We start from the raw sequence: 25,570 nt of genomic DNA, 5'->3' as shown, positions 1-25,570 counted from the left end.
GTTCGGTCAGATGAATGTGGCGCCACCCGGCTGGGTCTGGATGCTGCACGGCGTCCCGAGGGGCGGAGGCGGCATATCCGAAGGCACGATCAGGCGGATCGTGCCGCATGCGGATTGGATATCGGCTTCGTATGTGTCGCCGAGGAAAGCTGCGTTGACGAGCGTGCCGGAGAGATGCAACGGCCCCGGTTCGTCGGAAAGCCTGAGGCGCGAGGCGCGCAGCACGAGGCGGGTCGCACCGGGAGGCGCGCCTTCGCAGGTCAGCCCAGGCGCGCTGAACAATCCATTCTCCGTCCGCCCCTCGATCACCGTGCGGGCACCGAGGAAGGAGGCGGTGAACGGCGAATGCGGCCGGTCGCAGAGCGCGACGGGCGTGCCGATCTCGGCGAGCAGCCCCTTGTTCATCACGGCGACGCGGTCCGACATCGCAAGCGCCTCCTGCTGGTCGTGGGTAACGAACACGGTGGTGATGCCGAGCCGCTGCTGCAGCGTGCGGATTTCGGTGCGCATGTCGGCCCGAAGATGGGCGTCGAGGTTGGAAAGCGGCTCGTCGAGCAGAAGCACGTCCGGCTCGATCACCAGTGCGCGGGCAAGCGCCACGCGCTGCTGCTGCCCCCCGGAAAGCTGGCCCGGATAACGATCGTAATAGGCGCCGAGACCAACGGTATCGAGAGCTGCGGCAGCACGGGCGCGGCATTCCGCCTTGCCGACATGGCGCATGCGCAGGCCAAAACCGACATTGTCGAGCGCCGTCAGATGCGGGAACAGCGCGTAGGACTGGAAAACGACACCGATATTGCGAGTGTGCACCGGCCGCTTGCTGATGTCCTCGCCGTTAAGGATGACGCGGCCTTCGGATGGCTGCACGAAACCGGCGATCATCCTGAGCGTCGTCGTCTTGCCGCAGCCGGAAGGCCCCAGCAGCGATAGGAGTTCCCCCTTGGCGACCTCGATCGTGAGGCCGCTGACGGCAACGGAATCGCCGTAGGTGGCCGTGATGTTGTCGAGCGTCAGGTAGTGCTTATGCGACATTTTCGGGAGCCTCGGGCATGATCAGGCGGGAGCGCGTCGCCCCGCCATGGCAGATGGAAATCGTGATGGGGCGCCGCGCCATCTCGGGCACGGAAGCGAACGGCCCGTCGCCGGGATGAACTTCAAAGGCCGGCGCGCCGGCGCCCTGCAGCGAAAGCCGCAAGGAAGACCCTTCCGACACGGTGACACAGACCGGGCGCAGGCTGACGCGCACTGACAACCGCCGGCCGCCTTCAAGGCGGGCATAACCGGTGCTCAGCACCCTCGCCTCTCCGGACGACGCGACGAGCGACAGCGTCGCGCAGAGATCGAAGCCCTCGGAGCGTGTATCCACCTCGATCTCGGCCGCGGCCTCGCCGACGAAGAACCGCGCCGCCTCGAAAGGCAGGGTCGTGTAGACGGCGACGTCGGCACGATTGTCGTGGCTACCACGGTCGGCAAAGCCTTGCGGCACCCCCAGATGGCCGCCGACGAGCGGTGTCGGGCGGGTCGGATCGTGGACGAACGTATCCCGCATCTCGCCGCCGGTTTCGCCAAGGAGCCTGCCGTCGCTGACCATTGCCGCGCCGAGCCCGGAGGAAGAGAGGAAAAAGTCGGCTTCGGAAACCTCCGGTCGGCCGGAAAGGCTCAGCCAACGCCGCTGCCCCATGTCGAAGAACCGCACAGGCTGCGGCCGTTCGCCAAAACCCTTGAGATAGAAATCGAAGAAGGCGAGTTGCGCGCGATCGATCGAAAATTCCGCATCCGCCCCCATGTCGGTGCCGCCGCCGGCGCGGTTCCAGGGCGCATGCGCCCAGGGGCCGATCACCAGATGGGTACTGTTCCGATGTTTCCGCCGGAAGGCTGTATCGGCAGCCCAGGTGCCCTGGAGCAGGAAATCCGCCCAGCCGCCGGTGTGGAGAACCGGAATATCGAGCGGATCATCGGCCAGCAGCACGCCGGGAGATACCGCGTCCCAGTAGTCCTTCTCATCGGCCACCCACTTGTCGAGATGCGATATGTCGGGCCTTGAGACAAGCAGGTCGCGAAGGGCGCCATCGTCACCGGCGGCACCGATCTCCGCATAGGTCTTGGCATCCTCCCGACGCGCCGCCGTCAGTTGCGCCATCTGCGCCGCCCAGCCGGCATTGAGCCCGAGCCGGAAGGCATTGCCTTCGTAAGCCCAGTCGTCGCGCGGCATCCAGGAGCCCATGGAAGGCGCGATCGCATCCGGCCGCACGCTTCCCTTGCCGGCAACGGCGAAATACTGTGTCACCGCCTGGTAACTGAAGCCGTAGAGGCCCACCTTGCCGTTGCTTCCAGGCAAGTCGGCTGCCCATTCCAGCGTGCGCGCACCGTCGGCCAATTCGCCGACGAAGGCCTCGAAGACGCCGCCGGAATCGCCGCAGCCACGCACATCCTGGATGACCACGATGTAGCCATGCGATGCGTACCAGGAAGGATGCGCGAGCACCAATGTGGAGGCGATGGCCCGCCCATAAGGCTGGCGCATCAAGAGGACCGGGAATGTGCCCTCACCTTGCGGACGATAGATATCGGACACCAGCACGACGCCGTCATCGAGCAGGAGCTCGCCCCTTTCGGGGCCTGCAACGCCGTATGATGCGCGTGGGGTCGTCAAGTCGGTCAACCCCTATACATGGTTCTGGAGGTAATCCGGTCGAGCGGGAAATCCAGGACTTCTCTGATCAGCTTCAGGAGGTTGGCGGCGCTACGCTCGACATAGAGGCGGCCGCGCTCGGCATCGGCGGCCGCAGCATTTCCGCAGGCGCCAGAGGGCTGGACGTCCTGGGTCTGCCAGCCGTAACCGATCCGGCCTTCCGGCATCAGCAACCCGCCGGCCGCTTCGAGCTCGACGGAGACCGGCACGAAATCCTCGGCATACTGCATGTCGATCAGCTCGCGATGCAGGTGCAGCATGACGCTGGTCTCCGCCTCGCCGCCATGGATGCCGTGCTTCATCTCATGGGCGCCGAACAGGTCGGAGAAGTCGGCGCCGGCACTCGCCCAGGCGCTGACGGCGAACATGTCGAGCTTGATGCGCAGCTCGCGGCAGACGATGTCCATCACCTGCGGCTGGCCGCCATGCGAATTGACGAAGATGATCTTGCGGCAGCCGGCGCGATTGACGCTTTCGCCGAGCTCGAACCACATTTTGGCGAGCGTATCGTAGTTGAAGGTCAGCGTGCCCGGATAGGCGGTGTGCTCGACCGACTTGCCGACCGGCATCATCGGCAGGACCAGCACCGGCAGGTCGTCGTCCATCAGTTCGACCGTGCGCGCGACGACGCCCGCGTTGATCGCGGCATCGACGCGAACCGGAAGATGCGGCCCGTGCTGCTCGACAGCGGCGATCGGCAGGATCGCGACGAACTTCTCCATCTCGAATTCGGAGAAATCCCTTGCAGTATGATCCCACCACCAATGCGATTTCAGCTTCATGGACACGTCCTCGATTTCATTTTCAGGGAGCAGCGGCGCGCGCCGCCAGCTCCGCCTTGGCGATCTTGCCGGTGGGGGTCATGGGCAGTTCGGTCAGGGAAATGACCGTCATGACGGAGAGGTCATAAGGAAGCGTGGCGGCGATCTCAGCCTTGACGGCCTCGCCGTCGACGGGCGCGGAAGCCTGCACGAAAGCGACCGGCCGGGTCTTCATCGCCGCATCGGGCACGCCGACGACGGCCGCCTGCTCGATGCCGGGCACCGTCGAAAGCGCCTCTTCCACGTCGCGCGGGTACCAGGTCTTGCCGCCGACTTCGAGAAGCTCGGAACGACGTCCCAGCATGGTGACAAAACCGTGCCGGTCCATCGTGCCGATATCGCCGGTCCAGAGCCAGCCGTCGCGCAGCGTCTCGGCGGTCTTTTCGGGCTTGCCCCAGTAACCCCACATGAAGCCGCCGCGAAGGGCGATCTCGCCAACAGAGCCGCATGCCAGTTCGGTGCCGTCGGAATTGAGGATGCGCACTTCCTTGTCCGGCAGGGGCATGCCGGCGCGACGGGTCTCGATATCGGCCGCATCGAGCTTCGGGAAACCGAGCGCCACGAAGCCGCCGAGCTCGGACTGGCCGTAGCTTTCGACCAGCGGCAGCTTCAGCTTTTCCTGCCAGCCGGCTTTCAGCACCGGCGGAACCGGACCGCCGCCGGACATGCTCAGGCGCAGCGTCGGCGGCGCATGGCCGCGAATGGCAGCCTCGTTGAGCACATCGGTCAGAATGGGCGGATTGGCGATCAGCATGGTCGCGCCACGGGCTTTGAGCGCGTCGAAACCGGTCGCCTGCGTCCAGCGGCCCATGACGTTGATCGCGGCACCGCGCGAAAGCTGCGGCAGAAGGTTGCCGACCAGCTGATAGGAGCTCGACAGGGCGCTCGGGCCGAACGAAACGTCGTCCGCCGTGATCTGCAGCCGCTCCGCGATGCAGCGGGCTGCACGAACCGTCGGCTCATGCTTCAGGCAGGCGCCCTTCGGCTTGCCGGTGGTCCCGGAGGTGTAGGAAAGATGGGCAATCGCATCTTCGTTGCCCGGATCGGCGGGCGCTGGCAGGGCAGCCGCCATCAATTCCGGCAGCGAGTGAGCACCCGGCTGCGCCCCATCCATGCAGATCAATGCCCGGATTGTCGGCACGCCTGCGGCTGCGGCACTCACCTGTTCATGCTTGTCGTGCGTATAAACGACCACGGCCGGCTGGTGATCGCCGAAATAATAGGCAAGTTCGTCTGCAAATTTGACGTTCACAAGGGCTGAGATCGCACCGAGCCGCCAGCAGCCCAGCATCGTGGTCAGATAATCCATGCCGTTATGGGCAAAGATCGTCACCCGGTCGCCCGGCTTGACGCCAAAACTGTGCAGCGCGCCCGCAGATCGTTCCATTGCATCGACGGCCTCGGCATAGGTCAGGCTCTTGTCGCGATCGACCCAGTGGAAACAGGCATGATCCGGATCGCGATTGGCGCCATCCACGAGAAGGGTATGCATCAACATTCGAAATTCCCGGCGCTAAACCTGCCTGCTCAATTGTTTGGCAGATGAAAATCCTGCCTGCAGCATGGGCAAATTTGTTCCCTGGGTGAATGCCATGGCCATCGATAGCGGGTATATCCGTTTGCTTATACCGAAAGACCTCAAGAAACCGCCCGCAGCGGAATTGCGGATGGCACGGGATGCAGCGTCTGGTCGAAACGGCGTGCCACGGTGCGGATGACGTTTCGCAGCCAGCGGTTGGCGCCGCTGTTATGGGCCCGTTCGTGCCAGAGGAGGTAGAGGTTCATCTGGTCGAACTCACGCGGCGCTTCGACGAGCTGCAGGTGATTGGCCGGCGCGTTGGCGACGATATATTCGGCATAGGGCCGCGCAGTGGTGAAGATCAGATCCGTTTCGGCGAGGATCGCTGGAATCAAAGCATATTCCGGCACCGACATGGCGATGCGCCGGCGATGTCCGAGCTGCGCCAGCCGGCCGTCGATCGGGCTGTAGACGGCATTCGAGCCGGGCGTCGGTGAGACATGATCCGCGTCGAGATAGGCATCGAGCGGTAGGCGTCCGCGCCGCGCCAGCGGATTGGCTTTCTGCACCACGCAGGCGATATCACAATGCAGGAGTGTGCTCGACTTCAGGCTCTGCTGCGGCGCCGGCCAGTTGCCGATCACCATGTCGACCCGGCCAGAACCCAGGTCCTCGATCAGATCGCTCTGTTCGGAAGGCGCGAAGAAATCGACCGAAATGCCGGGCGCCTCGTTTCGGATGCTCGTGGCGATCGGCGGGATGAGGAAGGCCCCGAAGCAGTTGACCGCGGCGATCCGCATCCGGCTGTGGACCATGCCAGGATCGAACTGGCTGCTGCGGTTGAGCGTATCCAGCAGGCCTTCGAGCATGGCCGCAATCGAGGTCATCACCTCTTCGCCACGCTCGGTAAGCACCAGTTTCTGGCCGCTGCGCACGAGAAGCGGATCGGCAAAGACCTCCCTCGCCTTCTTGAGGCAGGCGCTCACCGCCGGCTGGCTGTGTCCGAGCAGCACCGCGACTTTGGAAACATTGCGCTCCCTGAGCAGCAGATAGGTGGTGCGCAGCAACCTGACGTCGATGGAGGGATTTATGTTCGCGTACACGGCCGTTTCCTCTTGCAGGGACAACCGTTTAACGAAGCAAGCGACGTGCCAGACACGCTGCCTTCGTCACTCAAGAGAAAACGCGGACAACAGGGTTATCCGCGTTTCGAACCGAAGCTCAGGACAGCCTACAGCCTCAGGCGGCCTGGCTGACGGCACCCAACGGGATCTCGACGTCGATCTCGAGGATCGTGACGTTCTCGTCGCGATCCATCTTGACCTGCACCTTGTCGCTATCGACCTGCACGTGTTTGGCAATCACGGCAAGGATCTCTTCCCGAAGCAGGGATACGAGGTCTGAGCCGTTCGATGAGCGTTCGTGGGCGAGAAGCACCTGCAGGCGTTCGCGGGCCGTGGGTGCGGAACGCTGTTTGCGGAAAAGGTTGAATATAGTCATGCGGCCCTCCGTGCGAAGATCTTGCCGAATATCCCCCGCTTTTCCCCGGGGATCGTGATCGGCAGAACTTCTCCTGCAAGCCGGCGTGCGGCATCGAAATAGGCCATGGCCGGTGCGCTGCGTGCGTCGGCCAGGGTGACCGGCGCGCCGATGTTCGATGCCCGCAGGACATCCATGCTTTCCGGGATGATGCCGATGAGCGGGATGGAGAGGATCTCCAGCACGTCCTCGACCTTCAGCATGTCGCCCCGCTCAGCGCGGTTGGCGTCGTAGCGCGTCAGAAGCAGGTGCTTTTCCATGCGCTCGCCGCGCTCGGCTTTCATCGTCTTGGAGTCGAGCAGACCGATGATCCGGTCCGAATCGCGGACGGACGAGACTTCCGGGTTGGTGACAACCACCGCCATGTCGGCGTGGCGCATGGCGAGCGTGGCACCGCTCTCGATCCCGGCTGGGCTGTCGCAGATGACCCAGTCGAAGACCCGCTTCAGCTCGGTAATGACCCGCTCCACACCCTCGGGTGTCAGGTTGTCCTTGTCGCGCGTCTGCGAGGCCGGCAGCAGGAACAGCGTCTCCAGCCGCTTGTCGCGGATCAGCGCCTGCGAAAGCTTGGCTTCGCCCTGGATGACGTTGATCAGGTCGTAGACGACCCGGCGCTCGGCGCCCATCACCAGGTCGAGATTGCGCAGCCCGACGTCAAAATCGACGACGACCACCCGTTCGTTTCGCTGCGCCAGAGCCGCTCCCAATGCGGCAGTCGAAGTCGTCTTGCCAACCCCGCCCTTGCCTGAAGTGACTACGATGACTTTCCCCATCTTGCTCTCCTGTTTGCTGGCCGGCTTCGGCTCAAATAAGTTTCTCTGCGATGATCGAATCCCCTTCGAGCCAAAGCTGGACTGACTGTCCGCGAAGGCCGGGGGCCATGTCTTCCGCCATCTTGTAGATGCCGTCGATTGCCAGCAGCTCGGCCTCGAGCTTGCGGCAGAAAATGCGGGCGGATGCGTTTCCAAGCGATCCCGCCATGGCTCGGCCACGCAGGGTCCCGTAGATATGGATCGATCCGCCGGCGATGATTTCAGCCCCCGAAGCGACCGATCCGATGATCGTCACATCGCCTTCCGGAAAGATCACCGACTGGCCCGAACGGACCGGCTCGCGGATGAGCATCGACTGCAATGCGGTACGAACCTCCGGCGCGGCCGGCTTCGCTTCGCCGTTGCGCAGCTCGATGATCGGCTCCTTGGCGACGGCCTCGTCGGAGACCGGCCGGCCACCTTTAAGTGCCGGAGGCATGCCCGGACCGAGGATCGAGGGACGACCGCCCTCGATGCCCATGATGTTGACGTTGCGCCCGGCCAGTTCGGTAATGAGATCCTTCAGCTGGGCGCGATCGATCGGCAGATCGCTCACGTCGAGCACGACAGGCCGACCCAGGAAGAAACCTGCGGAACGAGCCGCGAGATCATCCAGCCTGACAAGCCAGTCGTCAAAGGGAAGATCGGGGGCAAGGACGACCGCAAGAAATGAGCGGCCCTTGATGCGGATAGATCGAGCGTCCGTTAGCATTTTGGTCATCTGCGTAAAGAAATCGTTGACTGATTTCTAGCGCCGACATGGTTAACAAAAGGTAAACAAAGGCCCCGCGGAGGGCCTGGTTTTAACCGATCATTACGATCTTCCCTTCCATCAGGCGCGCCTCGGCAGATATCGGCTTGGCGATGAAGAGAAGGTCGGACGTGAGGAGGAAAAAGACCGGTCAACACGACAAGGCGCGCAGGACACGAACCATCTCTTCTGGCGCTTCGGTGATGGCTGTGATTCTGGGCTGCCTCAGGGATCCGGCCGTGTCCGCGAAAACCCGCAGTCCGCTCCCTGCAACTCGAAGGGGCTTTCGGCAGCAGCAGCCGCCTTCCCGGGCGATAAATCGCCCCGCCGTGCGCGCGACTTCCAAGCACGCATCGATAGCGCCGGGGGCACGCTCGAATGCGCGCAATTCGAATTCCGGAAACCCTCGGCCCCAAAACGAAAAAGCCTGCCGCGGGAGGAGGTGCGGCAGGCTTTCCGAAAAGAACCGAACAGCGACTGGGAGGAGGAGTGCCGCCGTTCCTACAGACGCCCCTGGGAGGAGGAGTGGGGCGCCTGATAACACGAAGCTCTGCGGGAGGAGGTGCATTGCTTCGATAAATATGACTATACACCGGTCAGGCTGGATTGATAGTCATTATGTTGCAGTGCAGCTATACGAAAAACGCATACCGGAAATTGGATGGGAGACCTTTGAAGAGGCCGGCACTGCTCCGGTACCCTCCGACACGAAAACGCCCGCGGCAATGGCGGGCGTCATGCAAATTCCAGGCAGGGCTACTTCGGTCAGCGACCGATGGCTGCGCGGGCGACGTTACGGATGTCGGCGCGGTCGATGCCGAGGTCCTGCAGCTCGCGGCTGGTCATGCGACCGAGTTCGGAGACGGTCTGACGATACTTGCGCCAGTTGTTGAAAGAGCGTGCTACGTTCATGATCGGGTCCCTTTCTTGAGACTGTCTGACGTCAGCGACCGTTCTTGGCTCCGGCGTCGTTCGATGACAGTGATATAGGGATCTGGAACTGCCCTGAAAAGCAACAATACCTCAGGCCACCCATGCATCATGCGCATTGATCCAGAGACTATGTCTCGGCCGATGCCGCAGCGCACACCATGATCATCTCGACCACCGCGACGCAAACGGCGGCAGCGATGCCGCCGCCGGGATGCCTTTCTCTGTTGGCGAGCGGCCTATTCGTCGTTGCGGGTCGTCTCGAACAGGAACCAGGCGCGGCGTTCCGTCTCGTCGATCCAGACTTCCAGCAGGCTCGTGGTGGCCACGTCGTTGTGTTCGGCACAGACTTCGTGAGCCTGGCGCAGGAACGAGACCAGCTGCTGGTTGTCATCCTTCAGCTCTGCGAGCATATCGCGCGGGGTGACGAAATCAGCATCGTTATCGAGAAGGCGTTGAAGCCGGCTGATATGGCCGATCGAGCGAATGGTCGTGCCGCCGATCTTGCGGGCACGTTCGGCAATCGCGTCGGTCATGGCAAAAATCTGCTCGCCCTGTTCGTCGAGCATCAGGTGGTAATCGCGAAAATGCGGGCCGCTCATATGCCAGTGAAAATTCTTGGTCTTGACGTAGAGCGCGAACGTGTCGGCAAGCAGCGCCGCAAGTGCGCCCGCAATGTCGGTAGTGGCGTTGGAGGGCAGATCGGAGGGAGTGTTCAACGATGCCTTGCGGCGTCTTTCAACTGCGGTGCGGTCCATGCTTGTTCTCCTTGGCTGAGACGGATGGGCTTCGGACTTCGATAATACCTGACCGAGGCCAGTGGAACGGGATTGATCCGACGGACGACCAGCCGATCGCATGCTAGACCCGGAGGCCTGGGGGAACATTCTCCTGAGCACCGGTTCCCTGGCGGCGACATTCCTGCCGCTGGATGCTGCGACAGATCGATAGCCGACGTCGCCGGGGCTGCCTGATCGGATAAGATCAGGATATGACGCTATGCCTCCCCGCGTTTTCGAATGACGAGAATGAGCTTTCCGAGTGAATAAGACGTCTTCCGGTTCGATCGTCAAGATGTCTCGACCGGCATCTGGATCGAGCACTCATCGGGTCGTTCCTGCGCGGCGATTGCTATTTCGCCACGCTTGCTGATAGTTCGGGACGGGAGCCGCGTCTGCAGACGTGAACTGCAACGTCCCCCTTCCCTTTCCACGGAGATGATCATGACACGTCCCCCGCGCCGGCCCGTCAATCCGCTCGACGCCGCAGAGGCTCTGTTTGCGCCGGCCAAGAAGGCCGCTCCGGCTCCTGCCGTCGAGCGGCGCGCGCCGCCGAACGTCAAGGAACTTGTGTCCCTGAAGCTGGACAGCGATGTGCTCGCCTATTTTCAGGAGGACGGCCCCGGCTGGCAGGATCGCATCAACGACGCGCTCCGTGACGCGATGAACGACAAGGGGTGAATGAGGGGAGCAGCTATGGCATGCATGGCGTGCGTTGCCTGAAAAGGATATGATCTCCCAAGGAGACGACCATGCCAGCTTTGCCAAACCTGAACATCGTGCCGTTCATCAGCGTCGAGAACATGATGGATCTCGTCCTGAACGTGGGCGTGGAGAACTTCCTCACGGAGCTTTCAGCCTATGTCGAGGCGGATTTCCGCCGTTGGGAGGCATTCGACAAGGTGGCGCGCATCGCCTCCCACTCGCAGGAAGGTGTGATCGAGCTGATGCCGACCAGCGACGGCAAGCTCTATGGCTTCAAATACGTCAACGGCCACCCCAAGAATACCCGCACCGGCCGCCAGACCGTTACCGCCTTCGGGGTGCTCTCCGATGTCGACAGCGGCTATCCGCTCCTCATTTCCGAAATGACCATCCTGACCGCCCTGCGAACCGCGGCGACCTCGGCCGTGGCGGCCAAATATCTGGCGCCGGAAGGTGCCGATTGCATGGCGATCATCGGCAATGGCGCGCAGAGCGAGTTCCAGGCGATCGCCTTCAAGGCACTGGTCGGCATCAGGAAACTGCGGCTCTACGACATCGACCCGCATGCCACCGAACGATGTGCCAAAAATCTTTCCGGGATGGGCTTTGAAATCATCCGATGCCAGTCCTCCCAGGAGGCCGTCGAGGGTGCTCATGTGATCACCACGGCGACGGCCGACAAACAGAATGCCACGATCCTCACCGACAACATGGTCGGACCGGGTGTCCACATCAATGCGGTCGGAGGCGACTGCCCCGGCAAGACCGAGCTTCACAAGGACATCTTGCTGCGCTCGGACATCTTCGTCGAATATCCGCCGCAGACGCGGGTCGAAGGCGAGATCCAGCAGATGCCGGCGGATTATCCTGTCACCGAGCTATGGAAGGTGATCTCCGGCCTTGCGACAGGCAGGACGAGCAGCGCTCAGGTGACGCTGTTCGACAGCGTCGGTTTTGCGACCGAGGATTTTTCGGCGCTTCGTTATATCCGCGACAAGCTCGCAGGCACCGGGCTTTACGAAAATCTCGACCTTCTCGCCGACCCCGACGAGCCGCGCGACCTCTTCGGCATGCTGCTCCGGCGTGAAGCCTCGCGGAAAGCCACGATGCGAAACTCGATTCCGAACGGATGACGCAACCGCAAGATGGGCGCTCCGGATTTCATGCCCCGTTCACGCCCGGCGGGCTTATTGGAGCATGCCCGCCTCGAGTGCGGCGGACAGAAACGTCTCGCGTGCAGCCGCCGCGTCTATCTGTCTGCGGAGCGCTGCGGAGCAGACCTCGGTCGCCGCTCTGTAACGTTCGTTGCGCGCCGCCGGCCATTTGTTGGTGAGATAGATCAAGGCCTCTGCGGGCGTTCGAATAATCTCCGGAGATCGCCGCCCCACCGCCACGACCACCGGCTCCGGCCAGTTCGGATCGCTTTTCACCCGTTTTTTCATGCATTTCCTCCGCCTGCAGATCAAAGCTTGCGGATCGGAGTGTGGCACGGCTTCCGCCGTCTATCTATTTGACCTGACTTACCCCATTGGGAGTAGAGCATCGCCGCTTGTGATTACCGACAGATGCCAGGGCATCTTCCTTTTGCGCCAAGATGCTCTAGTTCCCTTTTCAAATCCAACCGCTACGCAGTGAATGACCCGCCCTGAAGACCGCTCCAAGAACCCGGATGAACATGCCCCCAGCGACCCTGCGCGCGTGACTGAGGTAGAGGCAGCACCAGAAGGCGCGCCGGAGGCTGGCGAGCGTCGCGAAGAACCCACCAGTTCGGGCGAGCCGAAAGCGGGCGACAATTCCACTCCGGCTTTTGGGCAAAGCGGACGGGCTGTCCGTGAATTGCTGGCCGCGCTCCGGCATGATCTGGGAACTTCGTGGCAATCGGGTTCCCTCCGGATAAGGAAAGCGGCTGCCGCTCTTCGGGGGAGATACGCAGGGCCGAAAGAGCAGGAATCAAACCCGACACCCGGATCGGCGGCGAAACGCTTTTCAGCCTTCCGCGATAAAGCCCTTTTGCGAATGACCGCCTTGCGGCATTGGCGGCGCTTTTCACGGCAGGACCGGCCATCCGGGCGATGGTCGTGGATAACCGTGGCCGCACTCGCATCATTCGCCTGCGTCCTTGTCCTGGCGGGTGTTCTGACATGGGCATTGAAGGACGTCCCATGGCGGGAAATTGCCGCTGGCACGCTGAAGCCGGTCATCGTGCTGGAAACGGCGGACGGAGCGCCGCTGGTCCGACAAGGCCCCTATCAAGGGCCGTATGCCGCTTACGGCCAGTTTCCGCAGTCCCTCATCGAGGCTGTCCTGTCGATCGAGGACAGGCGGTTCATGAACCATTACGGTATCGATCCACAGGGTATCGGCCGTGCCCTGATCCGGAACTTTCAGGCGGGCTCGGTCGCCCAGGGCGGCAGCACGATCACGCAGCAATTGATCAAGGTGCAATATCTGGAAAGCGACCGAACGCTGAAGCGGAAGATCCAGGAAGTGGTCATTGCATTCTGGCTCGAATGGAAGCTGGGCAAGCAGGAAATCCTGACCCGCTATCTGAACACCACCTATCTCGGCTCGGGTGCCACCGGAATGCCGGCCGCCGCGCGGGTCTATTTCAACAAGGACATCGGTGACCTCGACGTCTCGGAGTCCGCAATGCTCGCCGGCCTCCTGAAGGCGCCGAGCCAACTCAACCCCATCGCCAATTTCGAGGGCGCCCGTCAGCGAACGGCGACGGTGCTCGCCGCAATGGTCGCCAACGGCAAGCTGACGCCCGACGAAGCCGCGGCCGCGAAGGCGAAGTTCGGCAAACTTCGCCCGACAACGCCGACACCGCGCTCGGGAAGCTGGTTCGCCGACTGGATATCGCCGCAGGCTAGCGAGATCGCCGGCACCTCGCCGGGATCGACGACGGTGCGCACGACGCTCGTGCCGCGCCTGCAGCGTATTGCCGAAAGGGTTGTTACACAGGCTCTGGACGAGGACGGAAAGACGCTCGGGGCAAGCCAGGCGGCGCTTGTGGCAATGACACCCGAAGGCGCGGTCGTCGCCATGGTCGGGGGGCACGACTACAAGACGAGCCAGTTCAACCGGGCCGTCACGGCGATGCGGCAGCCCGGCTCCACGTTCAAACTGTTCGTTTATTATGCAGCCTTGAAAAAAGGGCTGACCCTTTTCGACCGCGTCCTCGACGCCCCGATCGAGATTGAAGGTTGGTCGCCGGAAAATTCCGGCGGCGGTTACCGCGGTTGGGTCACGTTGGCGGAAGCTTTCGCCCGGTCATTGAATGCCGCAACCGTCGCCCTGGCGCAGGAAGTCGGGCTCGATAACGTCATCGCGGCCGCCAAGGAACTCGGCATCGACGCGCCGCTCGCGCCGACGCCGTCCCTCGCGCTCGGCACTTCGGAGGTCAATCTGCTCGATCTCACCAGCGCCTATGCATCGGTTCGTCTGGGGAAGGCACCGGTCGAGCCCTGGGGGATTATCGATTTTCAGGCGGCAGGCCAATCCCAGGCCTTCAGGGTGGGCGAAAAGACAACACCTTCCATCGATCTCTCACCCTATCAGTCCGATCTTCTTGGCCTGCTGCAGCTGGTCATCGAACGTGGCACCGGCCGCGATGCGGATCCCGGCACGTTCGCCGCCGGCAAGACAGGCACCAGCCAGAACAATCGCGATGCCTGGTTTGTCGGCTTCACCGAGCCGCTGGTCGTCGGCGTCTGGGTCGGGAATGACGACGACACGCCGATGAAAGGCGTGACGGGCGGCTCGCTTCCGGCCCGGATCTGGCGGGACTTCATCCGCGCGGCGATGGCCGAGCCCGCCCCTGACTTCGATCTGGACAAGGGTCAGGCGGCAGGTGAGACGGGGACAGCGCCCTCCTGCAATATCACTGCCTGCTCCCGCAGCTACCGATCTTTCCGGGCCTCCGACTGCACCTATCAACCTTTTCGGGGCGAGCGCAGGCTGTGTGAAAGATAAACGCTGGCGCCGGGGGCGGGCAGCGGCAGCACAGCAGCCCTGAGAAAACTTGCAAAGCCAAATGAAACTACGACATTTAACAAAAAACGACCGCTCCGTGATTGCTCGCCGAATGAAGCTTTGCTAGAGCAACTCGCATTCCCTGAGCGGCGTCATCGCCGCCATCATGGTGGGGCGTCGCCAAGCGGTAAGGCAACGGTTTTTGGTACCGTCATCCCTGGTTCGAATCCAGGCGCCCCAGCCAATTTCTGATGGGTCCGTTCTATCATTCATTGGTGCCGGCACCGGCAAATCGTAACTTCGCAGGCCACCTGCCCGCACAGTTCAGTGACGCCCGGCCAGGTCCTGCGCTGGCGGCAAACGCCGTTGTTCTGGTGAGAGCAGCATAGTCGTCTGGGTAACCAGAGAACGGGCGTAGGCTTCAGTCTACCGCTTATTGACTATCCCATCGCCCATCTGATGAGCCGCATCCGAATTGCGCTCAGAATATCCGTATGGCTTTATCACTAAACAGCCGGAACTTCAGGATCATGAGGAATTTGTGCGCTTCGAAGGTACGAACATTGAGGATGTACTTCTTTTAGTGTCGAAGAAATTCGGCGATCCTCGAGGCTATTTCATGGAAACGTTTCGGAAGAACCTCTTTGAGTCAAAAGTTGGTTCCTTCACGTTCGTCCAGGACAACCGGTCTTACTCGGCACAGGCGGGGACTGTTCGTGGTCTCCACTTTCAAATCCCCCCTCATTCGCAAGGGAAACTGGTGTCATGTTCGAGCGGCGCGCTTCTGGATGTGGCGGTTGATATCCGGACCGGATCGCCGACCTACGGGAAATTCGTCGCGGTGGAACTATCGGCCGAAAATGCCTTTCAGCTTTGGCTGCCGCCAGGTTTCGCACATGGGTTTTGCACGCTGATGGCAGATACGGTCATCACCTACAAAGTGACCGACTATTACAGCGCCGAACATGAACGCGGCCTGCTTTGGAGCGATCCGGCGCTTGGGATCGAATGGCCAGTCGCTGCAGACAAGGCAATCCTGTCGGAGAAAGATCGGGGGCAGCCTACGCTCTCCGAGCTTCAATCCAACTTTATCTATGCCGTCAACGACGAATTCGGCAGACGCAGTCGGAGCCTGTGACGAGAACTTTTTGGGGGTAATCGAACGCATGCGCGTGCTTGTAACGGGTGGGGCAGGTTTCATCGGCTCGGCGGTCATCCGCCACCTCGTGCTCGACAAGGGATACGAAGTCCTGAACATCGACAAACTGACCTATGCCGGCACGTTGAGCTCGCTCAAGTCGGTTGACGACAAGCCGTCCTACCGGTTTCTCAAGATCGATATATGCGATGCCGCGGCGATAGCTTCCGCGATGTCGACGTTCAGACCGGACCGGGTGATGCATCTGGCTGCCGAAAGCCATGTCGACCGCTCCATCCTCGGCGCACGGCAATTCGTTGAAACCAATATTCTCGGCTCTTTCACCATGCTCGAATGCGCGCGAGCCTATTGGCAGGCACTTCTTCCCCGAGACCGAAATCGCTTCCGCTTCCTGCATGTCTCAACCGACGAGGTCTACGGCTCCCTGGGAGCGGAGGGACTATTCACGGAAGCAACGCCCTACGATCCGAGCTCGCCCTATTCGGCGTCGAAGGCAGCATCGGATCATCTCGCCAAGGCATGGGCACGCACCTACGGCATGCCGGTCGTCGTCTCCAACTGCTCGAACAACTACGGCCCCTACCATTTCCCGGAAAAGCTCATTCCGCTGACCATCCTGAACGCGCTAGAGGGCAAACCCCTGCCGGTTTATGGAAACGGGGCCAACATCCGCGACTGGCTCTATGTGGAGGATCACGCCCGGGCGCTGGATCTCGTCGCCGAGCGAGGCAGGGTCGGCGAGACCTACAATGTCGGAGGCCGCAACGAGCGCAGCAATATCGATGTCGTCAAGCGGATCTGCGAGATCCTCGACGATCTGCGTGCGATCGGGCGCCCCCACGAAAAGCTGATCCAGTTCGTGGCCGACCGGCCCGGGCATGATGTGCGTTATGCGATCGACGCGACCAGGCTCGAAACGGAACTGGGCTGGAGGGCAAAGGAGAGCTTCGAGACGGGGATCGAAAAGACGGTACGCTGGTATCTCGACAACGAATGGTGGTGGGCGCCGCTCCGGCAAGGATATGACGGCAGCCGACTCGGGCTCCTCAAGGCCGGGGCCGGATGATGCGCGAACCGAGGCGATACGTGGTAACCGGGCTCAGAGGGCAGGTCGTTCAATCCCTCATCGAGAATGCGATCGGGCAAAGCGAGGTCGAGATTATTCCGCTTGGCCGTCCTGAACTCGATCTGGCCAAGCCGGAGACCGTCGCGGCGACGGTCGAGGCCGCCAGGCCCGATCTGATCGTCTCCGCAGCTGCCTTCACAGGTGTCGATCAGGCCGAAATCGACAGGGCCACGGCTTTCGCCGTCAACGCAGCAGGCCCGGCAGAACTGGCGCGAGTAGCGAACACGCTTCGGGTCCCGATCGTTCATCTGTCCACGGACTATGTCTTCGACGGCAGCAAACCCTCTCCTTATGTCGAATCCGACCCGGTCGCACCGCTTGGCGTCTATGGCCGCGACAAGTTGGTGGGCGAGCGGAACGTGGCGGCGGCAACCGAAAATCATGCCGTCCTCCGCACCGCCTGGGTCTACAGCCCGTTCAGCCGAAACTTCCTGCGCACGATGCTGAAGATCGCAGAGGCTCGGGAAGAGGTGCAGGTCGTCGACGATCAGATCGGCAACCCGACTTCGGCATTCGACATAGCCGAAGCCATCATGGTGGTCGGGCAAAACCTGCTGGCTTCAAACGATCCCGCCTTGCGCGGCGTCTTTCATATGGCCGGAACGGGTGCGGCGAGCTGGGCGGATTTCGCAGAAGAGATCTTCAGAATTTCGGGAGCGAACGGCGGGCCTTCGGCAAGGGTCGTCCGCATCCCCACCAGCGCCTATCCGACACCGGCTCGGCGACCGGCCAATTCGCAACTGGACTGTTCAAAACTGTACAGGCGCCACGGCGTCGTCATGCCCGATTGGCGGGGCTCGGCGGGGCACGTCGTCAGGCGCGTTCTGCAGCCTGTTGACCTTGAAGACAGACAATACGGGAGGTGAGTTGATGAAAGGGATTATTCTCGCCGGCGGCAGCGGCACGCGGCTACACCCGATGACCCAGGTGCTGTCGAAACAGCTCATGCCGATCTATGACAAGCCAATGATCTATTATCCGCTGTCGACGCTGATGCTCGCGGGGATCCGCGACATCCTGATCATATCGACGCCGAAGGACATGCCGAATTTCCAACAGCTGCTGGGCGACGGCTCCAAATGGGGCCTCTCGTTATCCTATGCGGAACAGCCCTCTCCTGATGGTCTGGCGCAGGCCTATATTATCGGGGCCGACTTCATCGGCTCCAACTCGTCCTGCCTGGTGCTGGGCGACAACATCTTTTTCGGCCATGGCATTACCGATCTCTTCAAAAGCGCCATGTCGCGGGAAAGCGGCGCCACGGTTTTTGCCTACCACGTCAACGATCCGCAGCGCTACGGCGTGGTCGAGTTCGACGAGCAGATGAGGGCGGCTTCGATCGAAGAGAAGCCGGAACATCCTCGTTCCAGCTGGGCCGTCACAGGCCTCTATTTCTATGACGAGGACGTCATCGACATCGCGGCCAACCTGAGGCCGTCCGCCAGAGGGGAACTGGAGATCACCGACGTCAACCGGGCCTATCTCGATCGTGGAACGCTCCATGTCGAGATGATGGGACGCGGTTATGCCTGGCTCGACACAGGCACGCCCGATAGTCTCCTTGAAGCATCCGAATTCGTGTCGACGCTTGAACGCCGACAAGGCGTCAAGATTTCCTGCCCCGAGGAAATTGCCTATCGCCAGAACTTTATCGACGCCCGCCAGCTCGAATGCCTCGCCAGGCAATATGGGAAGAGCGCCTATGGACGATATCTGACCGGGCTCCTGGAGGCTCCCATTGCCTCGCAGGTCCACAAGCCGCTCAGCTTGGTCGGGTAAATTGAAGCGTTCTCGAGTCGATCAGCTTTTCGCCGGGATCTCCAGGCGCACGACGTTCGTTGATTTTTCCATCGACATTTTCGCAGCCTCCAGCGAAGCAGCCAGGTCTTCGATCTTGAACGGCTTCGCTACAACCGGACACCCGACCTCCGTGCCAGCTTCAAGCTTGTCGCTATAGCCGGTCATCAGGACAACCGGCAGCCGCGAGTTCTTCCGGCGTATTTCCTCGGCAAGCTCAATGCCGGACATCCCCGGCATCATGATGTCGCTGATCACCGCCTCGATTTCGGGGTGACGCTCCAGAACCTCAATTGCCTCGCTGCCGCCTGTCGCCACAAAGATCGTCGAAACGAGCCCTTCCAGGGCCAGGCGCGCTGATTCCAGTGATGATGGGGTATCGTCAACTATCAAAAGCCTGCCCGGAAGGCTTACCGCCGGCGTTACCGGCTCGCGGGCGACGCTCTGTTCGTTTGACCGGGGAAGGAGCAGCGTGAAGGCGCTGCCATGGCCGACCACGCTCGCCACCTTGACAGCACCGCCGCTGCCCTTGGCGAAGCTGTGAACCTGGGTCAGCCCTAGGCCCGGACCACCGGTCTTCTTTGTCGAGAAAAACGGCTCGAACACCCGCCCAAGATGCTCGGGTGTGACGCCTGTTCCGGTGTCCGTGATCGTCAAGGCAACAAATTGTCCTTGAAGCGTCGGATCTTCCGCGGCGCCGTCGAGGACGTTTCTGGCCGAAATCGTCACTTGACCACCGTTGCCCATTGCCTCGCGCGCATTGGTAAGGAAATTGATCAGCGCGTTTTCCAGACCCGCGGGATCGACATGAATGGGCCAGATATCGTTGGGAACGTTGATATCCATGACGATCGTGTCATCGATGGCCTGTCGCAGCAGCGGTCTCAATTCGGCGAGCTTGATGCCCAGCTCCACATGCCCGGCACCCTGATTGGAGCGCCTCGAGAACGACAATAGCCGCTGCGTGATCGCCTTTCCCCTCGTCACTCCCTCGCTCATATGCGAAAGGAGCTGCGTCACCCGCTGCTCGTCGTTCCGCCTCCTCTTGATGCCCTCGACGCCCGATTGAAACACCATGAGGAGGTTGTTGAAATCATGCGCTGCCTGGCCCGTCAGCTTTCCGAGCGCATCCATCCGCTGCCAGTTTGCCATGCTTTCGCGCTCGCGGTTCCTGGCGCGGACCTCCCGGTGGAAGAGAAATGCAGCCGAACCCGAGAGTAGCAGCGTAAAGCAGCTGGCTGCGGCGAGCAGCAACGTCGCCTTGCGTGCCAGCCTATCGTATTCGGCAACCGGCAGGCCTACCCTCACCCGCCACGGCGTTTCCCCAAGAGCGACTTCGGCCACCCGCACCTCCAGCCCGTTTTTGAGCGTTGCTATGCCAAAATCCGTTCCGGAAAAACTTGCGAACTCGCTTGCCGCATTGCCGGCGAGAGCAGGGGCACCGGTCGAAGCGACAAGGCGATCCTGACCATCGACGATCCAGGCCGCCCAGGTTTCGGGGAGCCCGTTGGCGTAGAGGAGGTTTGTGACGATCGTCGGGCGGATGACAACCGACAGAATGGCTCGCAGCTTGTCATTTCTCTCGATCGGAACCCTCACGGCAAAGGCAGCTTGCCCCCGAGGCCCGAGGGAAACATTGCCGATCACAGCTTCGCCCGTACGAACCACGGTCCGGTGGCTCTCCATGTCCACGACCTGTTTCTCAGCCGAACCGTCCAGGACCGGCGAGGACAGCACGATCTCGCCTTTCTCATCCGATATCCGGATCTGCTCCCATTCAGGCACTCTCTCACGCAGACGCCGAGCAGTCTCTGCGAAGGCGGAACGGGGGATCGGCGGATCGAGCCGGGGCGAATCCGCAACGACCGACAGAAGCTGAACCTGGCTTTTAAGCTCACGTTGAAGCGTCGCAGCCATGGCGGTCGCTTTGCTGCGAACGTCGGCGTCAAGCGCGTTCTGCTGTTCCTGAATAAAGAACCTGCCCATTACGGCGGCGAGAATGATGAGCGGGATCAGCGACGCCGTGACGAGGAGGAGCGCTGGCCGGGTTTGATTCAACTGACACTCCGATATCCGTTGTCCACGCTCCATCAAATAGGCCGGAGCCTGAAACTTGCAACGCCAACTTCGGCCGGAGGGCCAGGGTCGCGCCAAATAGCTGGGGAGATTGCACCGATCAGCGTCATTCCCATGGCGATGTCGACCGCTGGCTGCGCTTTCCCTCTCCTTTTTCACGCACGACGACGGCGGCTCGACAGAACGGGAGGACGTCTATCTCTACGCCTCTCCTCACCGATCCGGCAGCGGCGCGTTCAGCGTACGGGCCAACAGCGCCAAGCCACCGGCCAAATAGACTGCAGCCCCTACCAAAAGCATGACAACGCCGCCGGCCTGCTGGTCCACCGCAGCGGACAAGGTCACGCCGAGGCAACTCACCTCGCCATCACCGTAGAGCGGACGCGGCGACAGCGTCAACAGCGCGCCAAGCAATGTCATGTGCATGGAGGTAAAGAGCAGACCGAATGTGCCGGCAAGCCGTCGCTCCTCCCGGCCCGCCGCCGCTCCGCCGAGGCAGGAGAGCCAGAGAGCGAGACCTGCGCCGAGAAAGATGAGCTGCTCCAGCGCCGCAAGGATGGACGATGTTTCGGACAGGGCGCGGAGGGCAGGAATATGCCAGGTCCACACGGCGAACATTTCGATCAGCGAGGCAATGATTGGCGTAAGCCAGGGCAGACTGGACAGAAAATCGAAACGCGTTCCGGAAAGGCCGATTGCAATCAACGGCGCCGCACCCGCCACGACGACCATGTGGGCGATCATGTGCACCGTGAAGGAAGCCCGGTCGGCAAGCGGGAGCACGGTCCACAGCGCCAACAGCAGAACAAACCCGGTGATCAGCACCGCCTTCTTCACGGCTGGCACCCCGCGATGAAGATCATCGGAATGGCCATGTAGAGGACCGCGACGAAGCTCAGGCCTGACAGCAGCAGCGTCGCGAATCCTTGGAACAATGTCCGCGCGTTGCGGGTCGCCTCGTCGTGCGGCGGATCGTCGGAGCCGAAACCCCATTGCCGCCAGGCAAGCCAGGCCGACAGCACGATCATCGCCAGCGCCAGCGCCGTCACCACGCCGAGCCCGATCCGCACCGTATCGAAGGATATCTCCGAAGCGAGGCCCCTGGCGCAGAAGACCGCCACTGTCGCATAGCAGACGACGAAATGCAGCGCCCACACCGTCGGGGCGGTGAATAGGGTCCAGAGGGTCTCCACCTCGCGCGGAATGAAGCTCTTCATGTGTTCACCACGGGAAACAGGCCGATGACCGCGAAAGTAACGACGGCGGTGAATGCCATGAAATGCCAGTAAAGTGCGACGTTGCGGATATCCTGGTCGTAGTCCGCAGTCATCCGTCCGGCGACACTGCGCGCGAGGCAATAGCCCTGCATGATCGCGCCGACCATGCCATGAGTCACAGTCCAGATGGCCACGATCCAGACGACGGCCGGATAGACATGGGAGGTCGGATCCATGCCGTGCAGATAGGGACCGGCAAGGCCCGCAAACGAGGCCGCGATCGAAACGGCGAGGGCCGCGGTGAGCGCCGACCGCGCACCCGTTGGCCCCCTTTCGTTGAGTTCGCGCGCCAGCAGCGTCAGCGCCCAGGCGATGACGTAGAGCAGCAGCGCCACCATCGGCCACAGGACGCCGGGTCCCTTGGCGATCGTGGTGAAGTCGCCATGGATGGTCCAATAGAAGAAATAGCCGAAGATCAGGCTCGCGAATGCCGTACCGTCGCCGACCATGGTGATGAACATCGCCCACCAGCCGACCGAAGCGGGCCCGGAGACATAGATCGGCAGCCGCTCGCCCAGCCCCACATCGATCTCCGGTGCCTCCGGGATCGGCGCCGTTCCGTTCCAGAGCCAATGGATGATGGCTATGAAGGTGATGATCGCGAAGACGATCGTGGTGATCCACAACTTGAAGGTCAGCGCGATGAACACGCCGCCGAGCGCGAGCGCTGCGATGATCGTCACGTACGATACGCCTCCCACCCGCAGGCACTGGATCGGCTTCGCATCGAGCACCGAGGTCACCAGCGTCTCGCGCCTGCCGGATTTGGCATCCGGCAGATAGAAGCGTCCGGCCTCGATATCCACCTGCAGGTTCGGCTGATCCCAGAGCGGATAGCGGCTGGTGATGACCGGCACCGAGCGCATGCCCCAGCTTTCCGCCGGATCGTTGGTCCATTCAAGCGTCCCGGAATTCCAGGGGTTGAGATCGCGCCCTTCGGGTTGCTGTTTCGGGCGCAAAATGTCTATGACGAAGGTCGCGACACCGGCGGCGAAGACGAAGGCGCCGATGGTCGAGATGAGGTTGAACCAGTCCCAGCCGATATCTTCCGGATAGGTGAAGACCCGCCGCGGCATCCCGCGCAGGCCGGAGAAATGCATGGGGAAGAAGGCGACGTTGAAACCGACGAACATCAGCCAGAAAGCGGTTCTGCCCCAGGCATCGCTGAGCTTCTTACCCGTCACGAACGGAAAGTAGTAATAGATGCCGGCGACGACCGGAAACAGCATGCCGCCGATCAGCACGTAGTGAAGGTGGGCGACGATGAAATAGGTGTCGTGCGCCTGCCAGTCGAAGGGTACGAGCGCCACCATCACCCCCGTCAGTCCGCCGATCACGAAGATGATAAGCCCGCCTGCCCCGAACAGCATCGGTACCGAAAAGATCACCCGGCCGGCGAGCATGGTGGCGATGAACACGAAGATCTGGACCCCTGTCGGGATCGCCACCGCTTCCGACGCCGCCGAAAAGAAGGCAAGCGAGATCTGCGGCAGGCCGGTCGTAAACATGTGGTGCACCCAGAGCCCGAAGCTCAGGAAACCCGTGCCGACGGCCGCCAGCACGATCCAGGAATAACCGACGATCGGCCGCTGCGAAAAGGTCGGCACGATCATCGCCATCAGCGCGATCGCGGGCAGGAAGATGATGTAGACTTCCGGGTGTCCGAAGATCCAGAACAGGTGCTGCCAAAGCAGCGGATCGCCACCTCGCGTCGCGTCAAAGAACGGCCAGTCGAACATCCGCTCCATCTCGAACAGGATGTCGCCGGCAATCAGCGGCGGAAAGGCGAACAGGATCATGCCCGCGACGATCAGCAGGTACCAGGCGAACATCGGCATCAGGTTGATCCGCATGCCTGGCGCCCGGCATTTCATGATACCCACGATGATCTCGACGGCGGCGGCGATCGAAGCCACCTCGATGAAGGACAGGCCGAGCAGCCAGATATCCGCGCCGATGCCGGCATATTCGTCATCGGTCGCAAGCGGCGGATACATGAACCAGCCCGCGTTCGGCGCGGCGTTGAAGAAGATCGACCCGCAGACGAAGACGCCGCCGATGAGGAAACTCCAGAAACCGAAGGCGGACAGCCGCGGGAACGGCAGTTCCCGCGCGCCCAGCATCGACGGCAGCAGGAAGATCGCAACGGCTTCGAAGATCGGCACCGCGAACAGGAACATCATCACCGTGCCATGCAGCGTGAAGGCCTGGTTGAAGAGTTCGGCGGAGATGAGGTCGTTCTGCGGCACCGCCAGTTGCAGGCGCATCAAGAGCCCGAGCAGGCCGGCGAACAACATGAAGGCAAAGGCGGTGACGCCATACCAAAGCCCGATCTGGCTGTTGTTGACAGACGTCCAATAGCGGATGCCTTTCGGCGTCTCCCATACCTTGCGGAGCCGTTCCTCCTGCGCCGCCCGCTCTTCCGGCGAAAAATTGCCGAGCTCCATGGTCATCTGAGCCCTTTCAGGTAGGCAGCGATCCGGTCGATCTCCGCCGCTTCCAGCATGGAGAAGTGCGGCATGCGGGCCTCCGGTTTGATCTGGCCGGGATCACGTATGAAGCGGGCGACATGCTCCTGTGCATTGGGAAGCGTCCCCGCCCCCACCGAACCCCGCTCGCCGAAGGCCGTGAGATCCGGACCGATCGCCCCCCTCGCCTCCGTGCCGGAAATGGCATGGCAGGCGGCGCAACCATGGCGTAGGAAGAGCGCCAACCCCTCCTGATCCTGCCCGCCGGACGCCTTGCGACGCGCAGCGACCCAGGTCTCGTATGCCTCCGGTTCCATCGCATGGACGGTGAAAGCCATCAGCGCGTGACTGGTACCGCAGAACTCGGCGCAGACGCCCCGATAGGTACCGGGCTTTTCCGCCTGCAACGTCAGGCGATTCTTGCGACCGGGTATCATGTCCATCTTGCCACCGAGCACGGGTATCCAGAAGGAATGAATAACGTCGGGCGATTTCAGCAAAAAGACGACACGCTCTCCAGTGGGCACGCGCACCTCATTGGCCGTTTCAAAGATGACCGCGCCGCCTTCGTCGAGATAGCGCACCCGCCACCAGAACTGTTCGCCTATGACCTCGACCCGCCGTACGTCCATATCCTCGCTGAACCAGGGCCGAACATTGGGCATCAGCCACACGGCATAGGAAAGCAGGGCTGCGAGGATGACCGTCGGGAAAACGGCCCCTCCCCAGAGGATGAGCTGCCCCGCCCCCTTTTCGGAATAAGATCTACGCTTGCGCGCCGCGTGGAACAGCAGGACGACGACACCCGCCCAGATGACCACGCCGCCGATCAGCATGGCGAAAAATAGGTTCGCGACATCGCTCGCCTCGCGGCCAGCCGGATCGAGTGCCGACTGGACGCCGGAACACGACGCCAGCAGCGGAAAGAGAAGGAAGAACTTGACAACCCGGATTGCCGGCCGATACCCGCCACGGCCGATGTCTCGTCCTGATCGGATTGGCCGGCCAGCGCCGGTCAAGCGGTCATCATCCATTCGGCAAGCACCCATCGCGCCATCGGCTGTCAGCCGGACATTGGGCCGCAACGCACGACCCATGGCTTTGTTCCGAGCAGAAACGGAACGGATCTAACCGAAATTCCCGG

23 protein-coding genes and 1 tRNA gene are annotated in these 25,570 nt (G+C 62.0%); 8 read left to right on the top strand and 16 right to left on the bottom strand.

All coding sequences use genetic code 11. The features are described 5' to 3' along the window. Positions 1 to 6: 6 nt before the first annotated feature. The 10 genes from J2857_RS05650 to J2857_RS05605 form a co-directional block, all read right to left on the bottom strand. Positions 7 to 1,032 (bottom strand): ABC transporter ATP-binding protein, encoded by a 1,026-nt coding sequence (locus J2857_RS05650; protein ID WP_210009010.1) that lies wholly within the window; start codon positions 1,030 to 1,032, stop codon positions 7 to 9. Next, a complete protein-coding gene (locus tag J2857_RS05645) occupies positions 1,022 to 2,653 on the bottom strand; it encodes a CocE/NonD family hydrolase (RefSeq protein WP_210009009.1) in 1,632 nt (543 codons plus the stop codon). The genes J2857_RS05650 and J2857_RS05645 overlap by 11 nt, the downstream gene beginning before the upstream one ends. Positions 2,654 to 2,658: 5 nt before the next feature. After that, positions 2,659 to 3,474 carry a creatininase family protein gene (locus J2857_RS05640; RefSeq protein WP_210009008.1) on the bottom strand — a complete coding sequence of 272 codons (816 nt, stop codon included), beginning with the start codon at positions 3,472 to 3,474 and terminating at the stop codon, positions 2,659 to 2,661. A 22-nt stretch (positions 3,475 to 3,496) separates the two neighbouring features. Beyond that, a complete protein-coding gene (locus tag J2857_RS05635) occupies positions 3,497 to 5,011 on the bottom strand; it encodes a class I adenylate-forming enzyme family protein (protein ID WP_210009007.1) in 1,515 nt (504 codons plus the stop codon). A 140-nt stretch (positions 5,012 to 5,151) separates the two neighbouring features. Continuing rightward, positions 5,152 to 6,135 carry a LysR family transcriptional regulator gene (locus J2857_RS05630; RefSeq protein ID WP_210009006.1) on the bottom strand — a complete coding sequence of 328 codons (984 nt, stop codon included), beginning with the start codon at positions 6,133 to 6,135 and terminating at the stop codon, positions 5,152 to 5,154. Between the two features lie 136 nt (positions 6,136 to 6,271). Next, entirely contained in the window at positions 6,272 to 6,532 is a 261-nt protein-coding gene (gene minE / locus J2857_RS05625) for a cell division topological specificity factor MinE (RefSeq protein WP_007759331.1), read from the bottom strand. Continuing rightward, positions 6,529 to 7,344, bottom strand: coding sequence for a septum site-determining protein MinD (minD, locus tag J2857_RS05620; protein WP_038543948.1), 816 nt, complete (start codon positions 7,342 to 7,344; stop codon positions 6,529 to 6,531). The genes minE and minD overlap by 4 nt, the downstream gene beginning before the upstream one ends. 31 nt (positions 7,345 to 7,375) lie before the next feature. Then, a complete protein-coding gene (gene minC, locus J2857_RS05615) occupies positions 7,376 to 8,104 on the bottom strand; it encodes a septum site-determining protein MinC (RefSeq protein WP_210009005.1) in 729 nt (242 codons plus the stop codon). Positions 8,105 to 8,899: 795 nt separating this feature from the next. Beyond that, positions 8,900 to 9,046: a DUF1127 domain-containing protein gene (locus tag J2857_RS05610; protein WP_210009004.1), complete on the bottom strand. Its 147-nt coding sequence runs from the start codon at positions 9,044 to 9,046 to the stop codon at positions 8,900 to 8,902. Positions 9,047 to 9,303: 257 nt separating this feature from the next. Continuing rightward, positions 9,304 to 9,822 carry a Dps family protein gene (locus J2857_RS05605; RefSeq protein WP_210009003.1) on the bottom strand — a complete coding sequence of 173 codons (519 nt, stop codon included), beginning with the start codon at positions 9,820 to 9,822 and terminating at the stop codon, positions 9,304 to 9,306. A gap of 465 nt (positions 9,823 to 10,287) precedes the next feature. Between J2857_RS05605 and J2857_RS05600 the strand changes: the two genes are divergently transcribed. Both J2857_RS05600 and J2857_RS05595 read left to right on the top strand, forming a co-directional pair. Next, complete coding sequence (locus tag J2857_RS05600; protein ID WP_210009002.1) at positions 10,288 to 10,524, top strand: BrnA antitoxin family protein; 237 nt, start codon at positions 10,288 to 10,290, stop codon at positions 10,522 to 10,524. 71 nt (positions 10,525 to 10,595) lie between these two features. Next, on the top strand, positions 10,596 to 11,681 hold the full coding sequence (locus J2857_RS05595; protein WP_210009001.1) for an ornithine cyclodeaminase: 1,086 nt from the start codon (positions 10,596 to 10,598) through the stop codon (positions 11,679 to 11,681). A 54-nt stretch (positions 11,682 to 11,735) separates the two neighbouring features. On the opposite strand, the gene J2857_RS05590 is transcribed toward J2857_RS05595, so the two are convergent. Further along, positions 11,736 to 11,990 carry a DUF982 domain-containing protein gene (locus J2857_RS05590; protein WP_052753938.1) on the bottom strand — a complete coding sequence of 85 codons (255 nt, stop codon included), beginning with the start codon at positions 11,988 to 11,990 and terminating at the stop codon, positions 11,736 to 11,738. A gap of 193 nt (positions 11,991 to 12,183) precedes the next feature. On the opposite strand from J2857_RS05590, the gene J2857_RS05585 reads away from it, so the two are divergent. The 6 genes from J2857_RS05585 to rfbA all read left to right on the top strand — a co-directional run bounded on the left by J2857_RS05585 (position 12,184) and on the right by rfbA (position 18,587). After that, positions 12,184 to 14,523, top strand: coding sequence for a PBP1A family penicillin-binding protein (locus tag J2857_RS05585; protein WP_432420142.1), 2,340 nt, complete (start codon positions 12,184 to 12,186; stop codon positions 14,521 to 14,523). A 170-nt stretch (positions 14,524 to 14,693) separates the two neighbouring features. Then, positions 14,694 to 14,767: transfer RNA gene (locus tag J2857_RS05580), tRNA-Gln, on the top strand. Positions 14,768 to 15,064: 297 nt separating this feature from the next. Continuing rightward, positions 15,065 to 15,661: a dTDP-4-dehydrorhamnose 3,5-epimerase gene (gene rfbC / locus J2857_RS05575; protein ID WP_210010047.1), complete on the top strand. Its 597-nt coding sequence runs from the start codon at positions 15,065 to 15,067 to the stop codon at positions 15,659 to 15,661. Positions 15,662 to 15,689: 28 nt separating this feature from the next. Next, a complete protein-coding gene (rfbB, locus tag J2857_RS05570; RefSeq protein ID WP_210009000.1) occupies positions 15,690 to 16,748 on the top strand; it encodes a dTDP-glucose 4,6-dehydratase in 1,059 nt (352 codons plus the stop codon). Beyond that, positions 16,745 to 17,674: a dTDP-4-dehydrorhamnose reductase gene (gene rfbD / locus J2857_RS05565; RefSeq protein WP_210008999.1), complete on the top strand. Its 930-nt coding sequence runs from the start codon at positions 16,745 to 16,747 to the stop codon at positions 17,672 to 17,674. The genes rfbB and rfbD overlap by 4 nt, the downstream gene beginning before the upstream one ends. A gap of 4 nt (positions 17,675 to 17,678) precedes the next feature. Next, on the top strand, positions 17,679 to 18,587 hold the full coding sequence (rfbA, locus tag J2857_RS05560) for a glucose-1-phosphate thymidylyltransferase RfbA (RefSeq protein WP_210008998.1): 909 nt from the start codon (positions 17,679 to 17,681) through the stop codon (positions 18,585 to 18,587). A gap of 21 nt (positions 18,588 to 18,608) precedes the next feature. Here rfbA and J2857_RS05555 read toward each other — a convergent pair whose 3' ends face one another. From J2857_RS05555 to coxB, 5 genes are all read right to left on the bottom strand, one after another. After that, positions 18,609 to 20,663, bottom strand: coding sequence for a response regulator (locus J2857_RS05555; protein ID WP_245363021.1), 2,055 nt, complete (start codon positions 20,661 to 20,663; stop codon positions 18,609 to 18,611). Positions 20,664 to 20,894: 231 nt separating this feature from the next. Next, the gene (locus tag J2857_RS05550) at positions 20,895 to 21,518 is read right to left on the bottom strand and encodes a cytochrome c oxidase assembly protein (protein ID WP_210008997.1); all 624 of its coding nucleotides are present in this window, start codon (positions 21,516 to 21,518) and stop codon (positions 20,895 to 20,897) included. Further along, positions 21,515 to 21,898 carry a hypothetical protein gene (locus J2857_RS05545; protein WP_210008996.1) on the bottom strand — a complete coding sequence of 128 codons (384 nt, stop codon included), beginning with the start codon at positions 21,896 to 21,898 and terminating at the stop codon, positions 21,515 to 21,517. The genes J2857_RS05550 and J2857_RS05545 overlap by 4 nt, the downstream gene beginning before the upstream one ends. After that, a complete protein-coding gene (gene ctaD, locus J2857_RS05540; protein WP_210008995.1) occupies positions 21,895 to 24,411 on the bottom strand; it encodes a cytochrome c oxidase subunit I in 2,517 nt (838 codons plus the stop codon). The genes J2857_RS05545 and ctaD overlap by 4 nt, the downstream gene beginning before the upstream one ends. Continuing rightward, positions 24,408 to 25,460, bottom strand: coding sequence for a cytochrome c oxidase subunit II (coxB, locus tag J2857_RS05535; protein ID WP_210008994.1), 1,053 nt, complete (start codon positions 25,458 to 25,460; stop codon positions 24,408 to 24,410). The genes ctaD and coxB overlap by 4 nt, the downstream gene beginning before the upstream one ends. Positions 25,461 to 25,570 lie beyond the last annotated feature (110 nt).

The organism is Neorhizobium galegae (assembly GCF_017877055.1).
Taxonomy (GTDB): domain Bacteria; phylum Pseudomonadota; class Alphaproteobacteria; order Rhizobiales; family Rhizobiaceae; genus Neorhizobium; species Neorhizobium galegae_D.
This window is presented reverse-complemented; position numbering and strand designations above follow the sequence as displayed.

Coding starts and splice junctions, on each gene's coding strand:
- J2857_RS05650 (WP_210009010.1), bottom strand. CDS start 1,032: ATGTCGCATAAGCACTACCTGACGCTCGACAACATCACGGCCACCTAC.
- J2857_RS05640 (WP_210009008.1), bottom strand. CDS start 3,474: ATGAAGCTGAAATCGCATTGGTGGTGGGATCATACTGCAAGGGATTTC.
- J2857_RS05635 (WP_210009007.1), bottom strand. CDS start 5,011: ATGTTGATGCATACCCTTCTCGTGGATGGCGCCAATCGCGATCCGGAT.
- minE (WP_007759331.1), bottom strand. CDS start 6,532: ATGACTATATTCAACCTTTTCCGCAAACAGCGTTCCGCACCCACGGCC.
- minD (WP_038543948.1), bottom strand. CDS start 7,344: ATGGGGAAAGTCATCGTAGTCACTTCAGGCAAGGGCGGGGTTGGCAAG.
- minC (WP_210009005.1), bottom strand. CDS start 8,104: ATGACCAAAATGCTAACGGACGCTCGATCTATCCGCATCAAGGGCCGC.
- J2857_RS05610 (WP_210009004.1), bottom strand. CDS start 9,046: ATGAACGTAGCACGCTCTTTCAACAACTGGCGCAAGTATCGTCAGACC.
- J2857_RS05605 (WP_210009003.1), bottom strand. CDS start 9,822: ATGGACCGCACCGCAGTTGAAAGACGCCGCAAGGCATCGTTGAACACT.
- J2857_RS05600 (WP_210009002.1), top strand. CDS start 10,288: ATGACACGTCCCCCGCGCCGGCCCGTCAATCCGCTCGACGCCGCAGAG.
- J2857_RS05595 (WP_210009001.1), top strand. CDS start 10,596: ATGCCAGCTTTGCCAAACCTGAACATCGTGCCGTTCATCAGCGTCGAG.
- J2857_RS05590 (WP_052753938.1), bottom strand. CDS start 11,990: ATGAAAAAACGGGTGAAAAGCGATCCGAACTGGCCGGAGCCGGTGGTC.
- J2857_RS05585 (WP_432420142.1), top strand. CDS start 12,184: ATGACCCGCCCTGAAGACCGCTCCAAGAACCCGGATGAACATGCCCCC.
- rfbB (WP_210009000.1), top strand. CDS start 15,690: ATGCGCGTGCTTGTAACGGGTGGGGCAGGTTTCATCGGCTCGGCGGTC.
- rfbD (WP_210008999.1), top strand. CDS start 16,745: ATGATGCGCGAACCGAGGCGATACGTGGTAACCGGGCTCAGAGGGCAG.
- rfbA (WP_210008998.1), top strand. CDS start 17,679: ATGAAAGGGATTATTCTCGCCGGCGGCAGCGGCACGCGGCTACACCCG.
- J2857_RS05545 (WP_210008996.1), bottom strand. CDS start 21,898: ATGAAGAGCTTCATTCCGCGCGAGGTGGAGACCCTCTGGACCCTATTC.
- ctaD (WP_210008995.1), bottom strand. CDS start 24,411: ATGACCATGGAGCTCGGCAATTTTTCGCCGGAAGAGCGGGCGGCGCAG.
- coxB (WP_210008994.1), bottom strand. CDS start 25,460: ATGGATGATGACCGCTTGACCGGCGCTGGCCGGCCAATCCGATCAGGA.